The 14,185-nt window shown below is 53.4% G+C and carries 13 protein-coding genes; 9 read left to right on the forward strand and 4 right to left on the reverse strand.

Annotated features, from left to right (window positions below; translation table 11 throughout):
• Positions 1 to 182: 182 nt before the first annotated feature.
• Positions 183 to 1,742, forward strand: a complete 1,560-nt coding sequence (locus J3456_RS18425) for a DUF4214 domain-containing protein (RefSeq protein ID WP_349581677.1) — start codon at positions 183 to 185, stop codon at positions 1,740 to 1,742.
• A gap of 125 nt (positions 1,743 to 1,867) precedes the next feature.
• Here the strand turns inward: J3456_RS18425 and J3456_RS18430 are convergent, their stop codons facing one another.
• On the reverse strand, positions 1,868 to 2,641 hold the full coding sequence (locus J3456_RS18430) for a winged helix-turn-helix transcriptional regulator (protein WP_349581678.1): 774 nt from the start codon (positions 2,639 to 2,641) through the stop codon (positions 1,868 to 1,870).
• On the opposite strand from J3456_RS18430, the gene J3456_RS18435 reads away from it, so the two are divergent.
• The 6 genes from J3456_RS18435 to J3456_RS18460 all read left to right on the forward strand — a co-directional run bounded on the left by J3456_RS18435 (position 2,622) and on the right by J3456_RS18460 (position 7,808).
• A complete protein-coding gene (locus J3456_RS18435) occupies positions 2,622 to 3,053 on the forward strand; it encodes a VOC family protein (RefSeq protein ID WP_349581679.1) in 432 nt (143 codons plus the stop codon). The genes J3456_RS18430 and J3456_RS18435 overlap by 20 nt on opposite strands.
• A 125-nt stretch (positions 3,054 to 3,178) precedes the next feature.
• Entirely contained in the window at positions 3,179 to 3,544 is a 366-nt protein-coding gene (locus J3456_RS18440; RefSeq protein ID WP_349581680.1) for a DUF1428 domain-containing protein, read from the forward strand.
• 28 nt (positions 3,545 to 3,572) lie between these two features.
• Positions 3,573 to 4,055 carry a VOC family protein gene (locus J3456_RS18445; RefSeq protein ID WP_349581681.1) on the forward strand — a complete coding sequence of 161 codons (483 nt, stop codon included), beginning with the start codon at positions 3,573 to 3,575 and terminating at the stop codon, positions 4,053 to 4,055.
• Positions 4,056 to 5,695: 1,640 nt separating this feature from the next.
• On the forward strand, positions 5,696 to 6,244 hold the full coding sequence (locus tag J3456_RS18450) for a methanogen output domain 1-containing protein (RefSeq protein WP_349581682.1): 549 nt from the start codon (positions 5,696 to 5,698) through the stop codon (positions 6,242 to 6,244).
• Positions 6,241 to 7,257 carry a sensor histidine kinase gene (locus tag J3456_RS18455; protein WP_349581683.1) on the forward strand — a complete coding sequence of 339 codons (1,017 nt, stop codon included), beginning with the start codon at positions 6,241 to 6,243 and terminating at the stop codon, positions 7,255 to 7,257. The genes J3456_RS18450 and J3456_RS18455 overlap by 4 nt, the downstream gene beginning before the upstream one ends.
• Before the next feature lie 11 nt (positions 7,258 to 7,268).
• A complete protein-coding gene (locus tag J3456_RS18460) occupies positions 7,269 to 7,808 on the forward strand; it encodes a response regulator (RefSeq protein WP_349581684.1) in 540 nt (179 codons plus the stop codon).
• A gap of 111 nt (positions 7,809 to 7,919) precedes the next feature.
• Here the strand turns inward: J3456_RS18460 and J3456_RS18465 are convergent, their stop codons facing one another.
• Complete coding sequence (locus tag J3456_RS18465) at positions 7,920 to 9,443, reverse strand: PAS domain S-box protein (protein ID WP_349581685.1); 1,524 nt, start codon at positions 9,441 to 9,443, stop codon at positions 7,920 to 7,922.
• Positions 9,444 to 9,676: 233 nt separating this feature from the next.
• On the opposite strand from J3456_RS18465, the gene J3456_RS18470 reads away from it, so the two are divergent.
• Together J3456_RS18470 and J3456_RS18475 are read left to right on the forward strand one after the other, a co-directional pair.
• Complete coding sequence (locus J3456_RS18470; protein ID WP_349581686.1) at positions 9,677 to 10,948, forward strand: DUF2254 domain-containing protein; 1,272 nt, start codon at positions 9,677 to 9,679, stop codon at positions 10,946 to 10,948.
• Positions 10,949 to 11,078: 130 nt separating this feature from the next.
• Positions 11,079 to 11,921, forward strand: a complete 843-nt coding sequence (locus J3456_RS18475) for a c-type cytochrome (RefSeq protein ID WP_349581688.1) — start codon at positions 11,079 to 11,081, stop codon at positions 11,919 to 11,921.
• A 63-nt stretch (positions 11,922 to 11,984) separates the two neighbouring features.
• On the opposite strand, the gene J3456_RS18480 is transcribed toward J3456_RS18475, so the two are convergent.
• On the reverse strand, positions 11,985 to 12,260 hold the full coding sequence (locus J3456_RS18480) for a hypothetical protein (RefSeq protein WP_349581689.1): 276 nt from the start codon (positions 12,258 to 12,260) through the stop codon (positions 11,985 to 11,987).
• Positions 12,261 to 12,704: 444 nt separating this feature from the next.
• Positions 12,705 to 13,928: a GAF domain-containing sensor histidine kinase gene (locus J3456_RS18485; RefSeq protein WP_349581690.1), complete on the reverse strand. Its 1,224-nt coding sequence runs from the start codon at positions 13,926 to 13,928 to the stop codon at positions 12,705 to 12,707.
• Positions 13,929 to 14,185: the final 257 nt, after the last annotated feature.

Consider the following 14,185-nt stretch of genomic DNA (forward strand, 5'->3'; position numbering starts at 1 on the left):
TGCCTGCTTCAACACGGCCATGATCTGTGCGTCGCTAAATCGTCCGTTCTTCATCATAAATCTCCTCAGATATCTTGCCGAGAAAATTCTACTTTTGAACACCACTATTTTTAGGGGGGATTACCCTATGATAGAATAAATGAGGCCATTTCTGGCCATAACGTTCTTTTTTAGAGGTAAGTATGGCTACGCAGGCGCAGATTAATACTCTTACAGGGCTCTATGTCAGTTATTTTGGCCGGTCTCCTGACCCAGAAGGCCTCCAATTTTGGATCAAGCAAGTCGATAGCGGCCGAGACATTACAACCATCGCACAAGACTTCGCGCAGTCTGACGAAGCAAAAAGCCTCTATCCTTATTTGGCAAATCCGAGCAGCTCCTCTCCCTTAGATTTCATCTCCAGTATCTACCAAAACCTGTTTAACCGGGCTCCCGAAGCTGCGGGGCTTGGCTTCTGGTACGATGCTCTAACGACAGGCGCTGTCTCTGTCGGCGACATGATCGAGGCCATTCTTCTTGGCGCGCGAGGGAGCGACGCCACGATCGTAGAAAATAAAATCGAGGTCGCTTTCCACTGGACCATAAGTGTCCCGGAAAAGAAAGGAGGCTTCACATTTGACGCCGAGGCAATGGCTGCAGCCAAAACGGTCCTTGATGATATTGATCAGTGGCAAGCATCTGTAGCCCACGCCAAAGAACAGACTGAAGTCTATGTAGCAGGTGTAGTTGATGTGCCAGAACCCCAGCCTGTATTGGCTACGCCTCAAATCTTGTACCTCTCATATGAACAAGGTGAAGTCCTCGAAGGGGGTGCCGCTGGCGACACCTTTATTGCAGCGCCTGGAACCCTACAGGACGGTGACGTATTGAACGGCAAGGGAGGCAACGACGTCTTGAAGCTAACGGTCGGCGTCAACCTTGACGGGATAGAAGGCGGTCCGCTCATCGCAATGGCGGACGCCCCTCCTAATCTGGAAATCGTTCCGGATCTTCTAGATAGAGGGTACACCAATCGACTGAATTTCGACCAGTTTTCCATTTCTAGTATAGAGACGGCAGAGATCCATCTTAGCCCCTTCTTCATGGGGTCGCAGTACTTCTCTCTATGGAATCTTCCCTTTGAAACAGTAGAGATTACTGGAGGGGGTCACCTTATTAACCTTCCCCCTTACGAGCTTATCGATGCGGCACCTTACCCGTATTACGTTGAGCCGTCTTACGCGGATATCGATACGGCTGTTGCTGCAACGATCGATGCGTCTGGCTTCAACGGAAGAGTTTACCTTAGCGGTAGCGATGAAGAAGACACTCTCATCGGGACAGACTACGTCCAGCCCGGCTATACGGACACTCTTGTAGGTCGTGGTGGCGCGGATACGATGACAGGCGGCGAAGGCGCAGATATTTTTCTCTTTACTGAAGCCAGTGATAGTAATTCTGCTAACGCAGATATCATTCTTGACTTTGACGCAGAGGAAGACGTGTTGGGGTTCTATTCCATTGTCAATTACTTAGGTGAAGCTGAGGGTTATGCTGCAGTTCTAGAAAAACTACAGCTCTTCGAGACAACTCCTACAGAAGATCGCAGTCATATGATGCATTTTAACGCCGTTCTCGACGCAGAAGAAAACGTTCTTTACGTTGATGTTAACGGGGATCGCGCTCTGGATGACAACGATATGGAAATCAATCTGGCGGGTATAGAGGCTCTTACCGCAGATAACTTCTATTGGTACGATTGATAGAAGGTCCCCGCTTTAAATGGCGGGGGCCTTTTGCCGCAGTGGCCCAGAATACTTGGGAAATGAGCACTTTGGGGGCAGAGATGCCCCTTCTGAATACTACCGCGAAACTACGGCACCACCGTTCACTCCGAGTGCTTGGCCGGCAAGCTGAAGCAATCTGTGAAGGGACGCACCATATCTCTGCGCCCTTCGATCATCACCCCCGCATCCAGAGCCGCCATGTCACCGTAAAAAACCGCAGCAAGCGGTTGAGCGGAGACCGCTGAGAAGGTCAAGTCCGGTGCTGCCGTCTCGCCGCGTTGAATAGGCATCTCCCCGCGTTCGAGCCGGGCGGTAAAACGTGCAGAACCAATTTCAAAGACTGCAGTGACATCCAAATCACGGGCGACATTGCTGTCCAGCATTGTTCGAAGGGAAAGCATGAAGGAGGCCGGCGAAAGCGGCAGCGTTGGATCGTGCAGCGGCGATGCGGCGGCCCATCGGCCGATCTCTTGGACTAATGGCTCTGCCGCATACCCCCATTCCGTCAGCCCATAGAGCTGCGCCGGCACAGGTTCTGGGGCGTTTGTCCGAACGATCACGCCAGTCGTTTCCAGCCCGGCCAACCGCTCGGTCAGAACCTTTGCGCTGATGCCTGGCAAATTCGCTCGAATGTCGGTAAAGCGCCGCGGCCCGAACATGAGCTCTCGAACGATCAATAGAGACCAGCGTTCGCCGAGCAACTCCATGCCAAACGCCGTTCCGCAGGCATCCCCATACCATCGACCATGGAGCCCTGGCTTATTTATTGTTTCTTTTTGTAACTTCATAGTTGATTTATATAACTTAGGCTGTTTAGCCTGTCCATATCCGAAGCGCCGTTCAGGAGGATACGCAATGCCAAAGACAATCTTCATCAATTTGCCGGTCGCTGACGTGGCAAAAGCTACGGCCTTCTACGAGGCTCTCGGCTTTAAAATGAACCCCGCTTTTTCCAATGAGAGCGCCAGCGCTATGGGATGGTCGGACACCATCCACATCATGCTGCTTGACCGTGCGTTCTATGCCACTTTTACCGATAAGCAGATTATTGATGCCAAGACACACAGCGGCGCGCTGTTGTGCCTGTCCTTCGACAGCAAGGAGGCGGTGGATGACATTCATAGCCGTGCTGCTACTGCAGGCGGACGCGAGACACGCGCTATCGAAGACAAGAGCTTCATGTATGGCGGTGCTTTCGAAGACCTTGATGGTCATGGTTGGGAGACCGTTTGGATGGACGCTGGTGCGAGTACAGACGGCGCAACACTTGCCCACGACGCGGCTTGACCGCGCATCGCGGCCCTCAAAAGCAGTCTCGCCGCATCGCATTAGAAGTACCGTAGCCCTTTAAGCGCCCCCGCAGCCCCCTTTCAACATAGAATTCAACTAAGGCGCAAAACAGGAGACCTGACATGACCTACGTAGCTGGATTTCTCACCCCCGTTCCCGATGAAAATCGTGAGGCCTATATTGAAAGTTCTCGCAAAGCCTGGCCACTTTTTCGCGATTACGGCGCGCTGTCGACTATGGAATGCTGGGGCGACCAAATCCCCGACGGAAAGCGAACGGATTTCAAGCGCGCTGTGGCATTGGAAGAGGGCGAAAGCGTGTGCTTTTCGTGGATCATCTGGCCTGACAAGGAAAGCCATGACCGGTGCTGGGCCTCCATGGAGACAGACACGCGCTGGCAGGAACTCACGATGCCTTTTGACGGCAAGCGCATGATCTGGGGCAGCTTCGCTCCTATTTTTCAAGCAAGCGCAGAGGCCTCTGAATAACCTGTCTGCCGCCGCAAGGAGCATACCGATGACAAAACGCAAGGCCGCCGTTTTCCTCTGGTTCGATACCGAGGCCGAACAGGCTGCGAAGTTTTATGCCGCTACCTTTCCCGACACTGAAGTGGAAAATATCACCCGTGTTCCCGAGGGCCTTCGCGGCAGCCCCGCAGGGACGGTTCAGGTGGTCGAGATGACCCTTTTGGGTCTCCCCTATGCGCTTCTCAACGCCGGACCGCAGGTGCAGCCAAATGACGCCTACTCGTTGCAAATCTACACCGAGGACCAAGCGGAAACAGACCGGCTTTGGAGCGCTATCGTTGGCAACGGGGGCACAGAGATCATGTGTGGTTGGTGTAAGGATCGTTGGGGTTATCGGTGGCAGATCACGCCACGGGTGCTCATGGAGGCGCTTTCGAACCCAGACAGGGCGGCTTCGGCACGTGCCCAAGCTGCAATGCTGAAGATGAAAAAGATCGACATTGCCGCGATTGAAACCGCACTGCGGCACTAACTTGAAATCCAATCTGCTGAAGGCCTCATCCGTAAAGGAGGCTTCAGCGCGCAGCAGGACTGGTTCCGCCCTAGGCCTTCCTAGGTTTAAGTGGGATTACGGAGAAAAGCAGTAACCGATGCCATAGATCGCACTGAGCACTGCAAGCATTACCGCCCAGCTATATAAGATGGCTCTGATATCGACGGGGGTCTTTCCAGGTAAGCTTTTTGAACCTGCATCACTTTTGGCAGAGTCCAGATCAGGTAAATGCTCGGTTTGCATTTAAAGGTGTTCCGGCTCGGAGGTCGCCGAGCGCGAGGGGCCAGGTAATGCCATCTGTCTTCTAGGGCATGCGGCAAAGGTTGATATTGATACGGGACCGCTCATGCACAAGAGGGCAAACACGACTAATGTGAAATATAGTTGTGGTTCCCACGTTGGGTCTGGAACACTTTCGAATGGAAGCTGCCTCAAACCTTTCAAATCTATAAACAATAAATTACCTATATTTTTAAATTACTTGCCTAGCACTCTTAATGTTTTAGTAGAGGTACGGCTGGCGGCTATTTTGATGCTTCGCCCCTCCGTCCGCGATTTTTTGAACCGCTGAGCGGCTAGAAGAAAACCTCCTACTTCGGAAAAAGCAGCGTTTGGCTGTACTCGTTGGATCACCCCTATCCCGCATTTGAGGAACCCGATCGCTTCCTTGACGTTCTGTAAGATACGCCCTGTTCAACGAGGATGGAAAACAAAGCACCCGGAGGAGCCCGAATGGCCGGAGGAGATAGGATGGATTGTGCTGCCGTGAAAACCATTGCAAAGTTTGAGAATGACAAGCTACGGCAGCGTGCCGCACGCTATCTTAAAAGATACCCTCATAGCCTGGAGCATCTGACGTTCGATGAGTTGCAGGACCAAGTTATAATGCATCCAGACGCCGGGCCTGCGACTTAAAGCTGGTATAAAGCATTCAGTCATCTCCCCTTTGGAACTGCAACGGCCTAGGCAGTGAGATCAAGCATTCGGCAACAGTCACCTAAGCGGCGCGCACTGCGTGGTTTTAGTGGACGGTCAGCCTTGGCACATGGCTCACACCCTACTAATAACGCTTTGCGCAGCCATGGCTCACCTGACCGCAATTCTATCACCGACGCCGAGGTAGGGCTTTCGAGAGCCTTCGACGACATCTGCGTTGTGGGCGGGTGTGATTGGTGAGCAAAGAAATCGTAGTTTGGGCGAGGCGCGCCTTTTGGATGCCAAGAGCTCACTTTTTTCAGAAAATATGCGACGACCCCACCTGGGGTATTAAGAGAAAAGGGTCGCCGCAGTTTTTCCGGACGACGGGGAGGAAGTTCCGGAGTGAATAGGCGCTAATAGCAGCCTACGCCTGTAGATATATGTGCGCTTAAAACTAAGGCAACCACGAAATCACGCCAAGCCTGCAGACCGCTCTCCGGGCCCGATCTGTTTGCAATAGGTTGTGCTTAATGCGTAGCGCCAAACCAGATACATAGGTCAGTGGAAGGGCTATGATTGTCCCGGAAGACTTATGGATCCTGTATTTAGGTGAATGCCGAAGAACAGCTAAGCATTTCAGTTAAATGTGGAAATATGACGCTAGAACTGTATTGATGCAATTGAAATAGAGGAGGCTGACGATGGGCATGACCCGCAAGACAATGACCGAGGGCCGTTCCATTGCAGACGCCAACGTGGATCTTGAGCGCGATGTCTTTCTGCGCTCTTTGCTACGAGAACTCTCTGGAACTCTCGAAAACGTAGTCGGGCTGTCAGAAGCCTCTGGCTACATCAGCGTGGTCGGCGGGGCGATTGGCGAACAGATTGATACATCCTATCGCAAGGCTCTTGCCGTCGAACGGTTGTCAAAAGATCAAGTTCGAGACGTTCTGGTTGATCTCAAGCGCAGAATAAACGGCGACTTCTATGTCATTGAAGAACGCGAGGATCGGATCATTCTTGGCAACCGCGCCTGCCCCTTTGGCGAGTTTGTAGAGGGGCGTCCTTCCCTATGCATGATGACGTCCAATGTGTTCGGATCAATTGCCGCCCAGAACCTTGGCTATGCCCGTGTGGAGATTGAAGAAGCGATCGCTCAAGGTCACCCTGGCTGTCGGGTGGTTGTTTATCTGCGGCCAACCGACAATGTCGAAGCAAATGCCCGTGAATATTTCCGGATCGAGCAATGACCCCCAAAAGCGGCTCGCAACTCGGCGGCTTCCCGCTGGAGTTTCTGCTGGAGCCTGCCATGCTGGTGAGCCTCGATGGTCATGTGCATGAAGCAAACGCGGCGGCCCATAGGATTCTCTCTGGACTGAGCAGCCCGCAAAACCTCTTTGAGATATGTTGTGATCCAAGGCCTAATGTGGCGGCTTTCTTGCGAAACGCAAGCAGGAGCACATCTTCTTATATTGGCGCTTTGGAGCTCAAACAGGGGGAAGAAGTCGAACGGTTTCGCGCAATGGCCGCAAGAATTCAGCATCCAGCGCAGGAAGGCACGCTTATCATCCTCCGATTAATGCCCGCCGAGCTCGATCGTTTCAGCATTCTCAACCGCAGAATTCAGGAAATCGACCGCCAGTTGCACAAGCGGCTTAAAGAGAATGCATTAATGGCAGAGACGTTGGAGGATAAACGCGTGCTGGTGGAAGAGCTGCAGCATCGCGTGAAAAACAATATTCAGCAGATGCTCTCCTTGATGAACTTTTCCGCCGCGGGCCGCAACACACTCGAAGTCGCTGAGTTTATGTCAGTAGCAGCAAATCGGTTGCGTGCAATGAGCGCAAGCCAAGAAGCAATCTACCAAAGCAGCAGCGCGCGGGCGATCTCATCGCACAGTTTCCTTGATGAGGTGGCGCGCGGAGCCGCTGAAAGCTTTGGTGCATCTGACCAGTTAAATCTTTCCATTGAAGATGTGCAGATCCCAACAGACGCGGCCCATAATCTGGCGCTGATCGCCAATGAGCTTATTACAAATGCGTTCAAATACGGAAATGGACAAGTGAGTGTGCGCTTCCATAGATCCGGAGAAAACCTGGTCTTGGACGTTTTAGATGAAGGCATGGGGTTCGATGAGACCGCCCTTACGCGCACCTCTGGGCTCAAGCTGGTACGCAGTTTATGTCGACAAATTGGTGGAATGCTCCAAATTGCAAAGGTAGGGACAGGAAAATGCTCGGTACAATTCGATATAAACCCATAGAGAGAGTGAGCATGAAAGCACAGGGACATGAACGTGAAAGCTGGGAGGTAACAAGTGGATGGCACAATGTAGCCACCTCCCCCAAAAATGAGGCGGCGCATTCTGTGCTTGCCGGGAGGTCCGCGGCTACAGCAACCGAAGAAACCCAAAGTGCCCAGCAGAACGACGTCGTTGTGCCACCTCCGCCACTACGTGTGCTCATCGTCGAGGATGAGGCAATCATTGCGATGGAAATCGAGATGATACTCGAAGACCTCGGCGCGGAGGTGGTGGGGACAGTCATGTCGGCCCAAGAAGCCGTCGACTATGCTAAATTACACCGGCCAGACTGTATCACCATGGACATTAACCTGAAAGGGGATCGGGATGGTGTCAGTGCGGCATTGGAAATCCATGAAGCGATCGGCATTCGTGCGATCTTCATATCAGCCTATGGCAGCGACGATCTGAAACTGCGCGCCCAACCCGCACAGCCCTTCGGATGGATTCAAAAACCAATCCTAACAGGTGAGCTTAAAACCGCGCTCGTCCGGGTGCGCGAAGCTTTGTGAAGGCAAGCGCAGCTAGCTATTCGACGAAAACCTTCGACCTGAACGGGCTCCGGGCGCAGCTTAGGCGCTCTGTCTTAACCGAAGTGGCCGCGAACCATCTGTCAGTTGATGTTAAGGGCCAAACTTCGCGTTTAATGCCTCCAGCCGATCTTTGAAAAAATGGGCGTTAAAGTGAAAGCCGGTCTCATCCAGCCGGCGCTCGAAACGCCCCCCAAGACGCCCTTCAACCATTGTTTGAATAAGCCGGCTTCCAAATCCTCGCCGCTCCGGCTGCTCGGGGGGAGCTGCGAGCGGCTCCCGGCGACGCTCTTCCCAATCTAGGCGAAGAACATCAGACGTATCTGCATTAGACACTTGAATATATAAGCGATCACCCCCGCCCAAGCCGCCATATTTTAAGGCATTGGTGCCAAGCTCATGCAGGATTAACGACAAAGGCATCACCGCCTCTCTGCAGATCATAATGGGGGGGGCATCGATGACGATTTTGTCGTGATCTGGCAGCATCGCGAGAGACTCTTTGATTAGATCAGGGAGAAAAACACCCCGTTCAGCCTCTACGATCGATGTCTTGTTCGCGCGCCCTATGGCAATGATGCGACCTAAGAACATGTCATCCAGCTCTTGGATTGATCGCGCCTGACGAGAACACTGGCGGTAGATAGACGATAGAATGGACAAGCTGTTGCTAACCCTATGCACCATTTCGTTGCGCAACGTCTCACGGCTCTCAGCCCCTTGCCTGCGGCGTATGGCGGCACCCACCTGGCTGCCAACAGTTTTTACCAGACGCAGGATTTCCGGGTCCATTCTGGAGCTGTCTGTGCCGAAAAACTCAAGCACCGCATGAACGTTGCCCCCATGCGGCACCGCAAGTGCCACACCCCGCGTCAGTCCCACCTCCGTAAAAACCTCGCGGCGCAAGAATTTGCAGTCACCAATCAGGTTTTCGAGTGCCTCCAACCCACCTGACTGCCAAGCCCGGCCTGGAAGCCCTTGCCCTGGTTTGAACTGAAGACCGGAGGTGGCCTCTACCACTGGCCGGTACCGCTCATCGCGCAAGCACCAAATCCCCGAAGGCTCCAAGACCTGACTGCTGCCTTCGCCCCGTACAACATAGAGATGCCCCGCATCCATGTTGGCAATATCGCACACCTCGTCGAGACAGAACTGAATGAAGTCATCAAGCGGCACATCTTCAATCAGCTTTTGACCAACATTCATCACAGCCGTTGCTTCACGCGCGCGCAGCTCTTGCTCGCGCTGCGCCACCTCTTCAACAGAGCGATCGCGCACAAAGGCGTAAAAGCTATGCTGCTGGTCGGAGTGGTTGATCGCGAAGATCGACAGTTCAACTGGAAACTCGACGCCAGTCTGGTGCAGGGCTGTAATTTTGATACGCTTCTCAAGAACGGGGCCTTCGCCTGTGCGGTTATAATGCTCAAGGCCGCGTGTGTGATGTTCACGATGTTGGGCCGGCACAATCAATTCACCTAAGACCGCGCCTAGGGCCTGCTCCTTAGACCAGCCAAAGATTTCTTCGGCCGCGCCATTCCAAGCCGTTACGCGTCCATCTGGGCCCATACCGATGACTGCATCCAGCGCGCGGCTCAGCAGAAGCTCTAAGTTCTCCATACGTACATATTTCTCCCCCTATTAGTATCTTAGGAAAGAAATGCGGTTCCGTCGAGAGAGCTGCCGGATGGCACCTAGCATGGCCTATGCGCATCTCAATACGACGGAACCCGCGCGCGGCAAGGAACGGCGCTCTGCAATTGCGGCCTTTGCGAAAATCAGACTTCAGCATTTTATGCTTGCGTCTGAACGCATTGCGGCATGAGCATGCAACGAGCAGAGGAAAGAAATCTATGATCCGCAGCCGGTTGAAGTTCACCATCCAAAACCTCAGCGAAAAGCTATGGATCAGGCCCCTGCGCAATGCGGTGCTCGCAGTTCTGGTCGTCTATATCGCACATCTTGCCGACCAGTTGCCGCTGCAGGATCTTGTGCCTGACATCAGCATTGAGACGGTCGAGAAGCTGTTGACGGTGATCTCAGCCAGCATGCTTGGCGTGGCCACTTTTGCTGTGGCCTCCATGGTCTCTGCCTATGCCTCCGCCGGGGGCAGTGCGACACCGCGTGCTTTCGCGCTGATCGTTGCAGATGGCGTGTCTCAAGAGGCTTTGTCGAGCTTCATCGGCGCTTTTATCTTCAGCATCGTAGGCATCATCGCCGTTAAAGTCGGCTTTTTCGGCGTGGCGGGGCGCTTTGCGCTCTTTTTGTTTACCATCGCGATATTTGCCTGGGTGATCCTCACCTTCGTACGTTGGGTCGACAACATCGCCCGGCTCGGCCGCATTGGAAACACGATTGAAAAAGTCGACGCCGCCACACGAGAGGCTTTTAATCATTTCCACGCCTCAGCCCCTCTTGGCGGTAGGCCGGTCATCAATTTCCCCGAGAATGGGGTAGATATCTACTCCGATGAGCTTGGGTTCATCCAGCACATCGACACAGGCCGGCTGGACGACTGGGCAGAAGATAACGATGCAATGGTCTATATCAGGAGCCTGCCTGGGGCTTTTATCGACCCTAAGCGCCCTCTCGCGACAGTCGTGACACGCACAGAGAAGACTGTGCTGGAACTGGGCATACCGCGGCGCGCCTTCATCTTGGCGGAGCGTCGCACCTATACGAACGACCCGCGTTTTGGCCTCATTGTCCTGTCAGAGATCGGGTCTCGTGCCCTCTCGCCTGGGATCAATGATCCAGGAACGGCAATCGAGATTGTCGTGCGTCTGTCGCGTATCCTCCGTGATTGGACTGTAAAGCAGAAGGCTGAAGACACAGAGCGCCCTCAGCTCAAGCGGGTGTTTGTACCCCCGCTTGAGCTCGGCGATCTTCTCGAAGACGCTTACGGTGCAATCAGCAAAGATGGCGTGGAATCGGTAGAGGTTGGTATCTGGATACAGCGATCACTTGCCTTATTGGCGCAGCTACCAGAAGCGGGCATCAGACAGGCCGCTCAAGTGCAGGCCAAGCTCGCCTTGGACCGAGCAGAGCGGGAACTGTCATTTCCTCATGATCTGGCGCGGGTGCGCCGTGCGCATGAAGCCGTGCCTAAGCTCAAGTTCCATTAGAGCCAAAAACCACAGGTCCGCGGGCGCAAGACCTTCCATTAATGCCCCTGAGAACTGCGCCCTAAGTTAAAGTTCTTTGAGAACTCGCCCAAATCTGCGATCCTTATGGGATCAGAGGGGGGAACCAATCATGGATTTGGGGAAATTCTCATGGCTTGCATTTGTCTGCGGGACGGCCGCACTTGCCGAGCCGAGCTTGGAGCGAGGCAAATACCTTGTTGAGGGGCCAGCAGCTTGCGGAAATTGTCATACGCCCATTGGGCCTGAAGGTCCTATCGCGGAAATGCAACTGGCGGGGCGTCTCGTAGAGAAGGCGCCAGACTTTACCGCCATCGCCCCCAACATCACGCCAGGCGGACGCGTCGCAGAGTGGACCGATGAAGAACTTGCCCGCGCCATCCGAGAGGGGGTAACTCCTGGCGGTTCTCGGGTCATCGGCCCTCCTATGCCCATCGCGCTCTACCGCCGACTATCGGACGACGACGTTTTTTCTATTGTCCAATATATCCGGTCCGTGCCGGCTGTTGAAAATGATCCAGGCGACAGCGTCTACAGCTTTCCCCTGCCCCCCGCATATGGACCGCCTGTGGGCACGGTTCCACATCCTGAGGAAGGCGTCACAGTGGCATATGGAGAGTATCTTGCCGGCCCTGTTGCCCACTGTATTGAATGCCACAGCCCAATGGGGCCCATGGGCCCCGATTGGGTCAATCAGCTCGGCGCAGGAGGATTTGAGTTCAATGGGCCCTGGGGCAACTCCGTTTCAGCAAACCTGACGTCCCATGAGGAGGATGGCATTGCCGGTTGGGCTGATGAAGAGCTCAAACAGATGATTACGCGCGGTGTGCGCCCGGATGGGACAAAGATGATGCCGCCGATGGGCTATGGCTATTACAGCCAGATCAGCCCCAAGGATCTTGATGCGATCCTTCTCTATCTGCGGCAACTTCCCGCCCTGCCCGACCCAACATAAATCTCGATCTCACCTAGCAGAGGGAGCGATCAGGCGATGCGGAAAATCAATTGAAGTGCTATGTCATTTTTTTATCAAATGTTCTTTGCGCTCACCCGGGTAGTAGTCTTGGTGGCTAAAATAAGCGGCGAGCAGCGCATACAAGGCACGCGCATCAAATGACATCGGCTTTATCCGTTCTGTCAAAGGGGTGCCGCCTGAAGGCCAGATCAGCAAGCGCCCTGCATCTATGCCTTCGATGAGCGCCCCCTCCCCTTTGGTTTCAGCCCATTGTTCAGGAGAGATGATTGAATCTGATGCGTTATTGTAACCGGGACATTTTTGAGGGGACCAGCTCATTGAACGTTCCTCTAATAAAATAAGAATTCAAAATCAGCTGCTGATAGAAATGAAGTACAGACGCGCTTACGAGACCGTAGCGGCTTTCCTAGCTTTGGGGAAGCGATAGCAGAAATTTATACGACCTTGCTGATCCCATCGACGATGGCGCCAGTGGTTATGCGACAATGGCAGCAAAACGCGGAATTGAACACTTCGTGGTAGACCGCAAACCCGGCACGCGCGTCACGCCTGCTATGACAAGTTCATCAAACTCTTCTATGGCCCGGCCACGAAAAACCGCAGTGATCTATGGTATTTGCCGCGTTGGACTAAAAGACATTTGCAGGGGCGGTGCTTTCTAGGTGGCAGAAAGCGGTGGTTCGGTTTGGTCGGCGCGAAGGGTACCAATCAGTTTTGCAACCAACATGATGAGGGAACGCGTTGTGTCATATCCAAGCTTTCCTAAGCTACAGCCTTGGATGGCATGATGGCCCGCAGTGGAATTGAAATCGTGAAGGTCGCACCGTGACCCAGCTGGCTCTCAACTGTGATCACACCCTCCATCCGATCAACCAAGCGCTTCACGATGGGCATTCCAAGACCCGTTCCTCCGGAAGCTCTTCCTTTGATCGACCCCGCTTGTTCGAATTCTTGGAATATCCTGTCGTGATCTTCTGGAGCAATGCCAATGCCAGTGTCTATGACATCAACCAAAACTTGCCCGTAGGAGTCTTCTCTCACTCTAACGGTGACAGAGCCGGCTTGCGTAAACTTGATGGCGTTTCCTACCAAATTCTGCAGAATCGTTTGAAAAGCACTTCTGTCGGCGAAGTAGAGGTTGCTGGATAATTCATCATCGACACTGAGGTGAATGGATTTAGAATCCGCGAGCCCTTGGAACTCATGGAGAATTTCGCGCGCGAAATCACCGATATTGGTCTCCTCTTCCACGCTTTCGAAGTGGCCGGCATCAAGCTTTGCCAGATCCAGCACATCGTTCACAAATCCAAGCAGTTTATCGGCCGACCGGTTCAAGATTGACATCAAACGGGCCGAATGGTCGTCAGATTTCGACTGGATAAGCATCTTGATCGAGCCGATGATACCAGTAAGTGGCGTTCTGATTTCATGGGCGACATGCGCGATATAATCACTTCGGGTTGCGACAACCTGTTGTAGTTCTAGGCGCGCCTTGCGTTCTTCCAGCGCGAGCGTCCGAGCCTTAACAATGTCGTCGACGCAGCGCGCGAAGCCTTCAAGAATTGTAATATCACTTTGTGTCCACTCCCGGGGGGAGAGAGAGGTGCAGCACAATGCCCCTATAACCTTCCCAGTCGTGGTATGGATCGGGCATCCGAGATAAGCGCGCAGGCCACTTTCAATGACAAGACTATTATTCTGTGTGCGGGGGTCTTTTAGCAAATCAGGGATTGCGACCGTTTTTTGATTTGCTTGAACGTATGTACAGATTGACCCCTCTATTGGTATATCGCGCACGTGATTGTTTTCAAATATCTGGCCCACACCTGCAGAGACATACTGCCGCCCCTTTAGGTTATCCAGCACCGAGACATAAGATATCGGCACATTAAGGACGCTGGACGCCAAGGTGACGATGTTATGAACACTCTCATCTACGCTGGAATGCAACAAACCGAGCGCTTCAAAAGAATAAGTTTTTGCCATGAGGGTGCCTCCAATACCGACGCTTAAGCGCCAAGCCCCTAACTAGCGCCTTTCTCAACCTGAAAAAAGCGGCGAATATGCGGCGGCAATGGGGTGATTTCAGATTAGATCAGATGATCTTCCATCCACCTAGCCTTGCTAAAAGGAATGCGCGCGCATGACCAAACATACTGCTTCATACCAAGCGACGCTTTTATTAACCACCACGATCCGAAGGGTTGCTACATAGGGCGTTTTAAGGACCCCCCCCCATATTG

The sequence above is a fragment of the Sulfitobacter sp. NFXS29 genome (genome assembly GCF_040148765.1).
Taxonomy (GTDB): Bacteria; Pseudomonadota; Alphaproteobacteria; order Rhodobacterales; family Rhodobacteraceae; genus Sulfitobacter.

Coding starts and splice junctions, on each gene's coding strand:
- J3456_RS18425 (WP_349581677.1), top strand. CDS start 183: ATGGCTACGCAGGCGCAGATTAATACTCTTACAGGGCTCTATGTCAGT.
- J3456_RS18435 (WP_349581679.1), top strand. CDS start 2,622: ATGCCAAAGACAATCTTCATCAATTTGCCGGTCGCTGACGTGGCAAAA.
- J3456_RS18430 (WP_349581678.1), bottom strand. CDS start 2,641: ATGAAGATTGTCTTTGGCATTGCGTATCCTCCTGAACGGCGCTTCGGA.
- J3456_RS18440 (WP_349581680.1), top strand. CDS start 3,179: ATGACCTACGTAGCTGGATTTCTCACCCCCGTTCCCGATGAAAATCGT.
- J3456_RS18445 (WP_349581681.1), top strand. CDS start 3,573: ATGACAAAACGCAAGGCCGCCGTTTTCCTCTGGTTCGATACCGAGGCC.
- J3456_RS18450 (WP_349581682.1), top strand. CDS start 5,696: ATGGGCATGACCCGCAAGACAATGACCGAGGGCCGTTCCATTGCAGAC.
- J3456_RS18455 (WP_349581683.1), top strand. CDS start 6,241: ATGACCCCCAAAAGCGGCTCGCAACTCGGCGGCTTCCCGCTGGAGTTT.
- J3456_RS18460 (WP_349581684.1), top strand. CDS start 7,269: ATGAAAGCACAGGGACATGAACGTGAAAGCTGGGAGGTAACAAGTGGA.
- J3456_RS18465 (WP_349581685.1), bottom strand. CDS start 9,443: ATGGAGAACTTAGAGCTTCTGCTGAGCCGCGCGCTGGATGCAGTCATC.
- J3456_RS18470 (WP_349581686.1), top strand. CDS start 9,677: ATGATCCGCAGCCGGTTGAAGTTCACCATCCAAAACCTCAGCGAAAAG.
- J3456_RS18475 (WP_349581688.1), top strand. CDS start 11,079: ATGGATTTGGGGAAATTCTCATGGCTTGCATTTGTCTGCGGGACGGCC.
- J3456_RS18480 (WP_349581689.1), bottom strand. CDS start 12,260: ATGAGCTGGTCCCCTCAAAAATGTCCCGGTTACAATAACGCATCAGAT.
- J3456_RS18485 (WP_349581690.1), bottom strand. CDS start 13,928: ATGGCAAAAACTTATTCTTTTGAAGCGCTCGGTTTGTTGCATTCCAGC.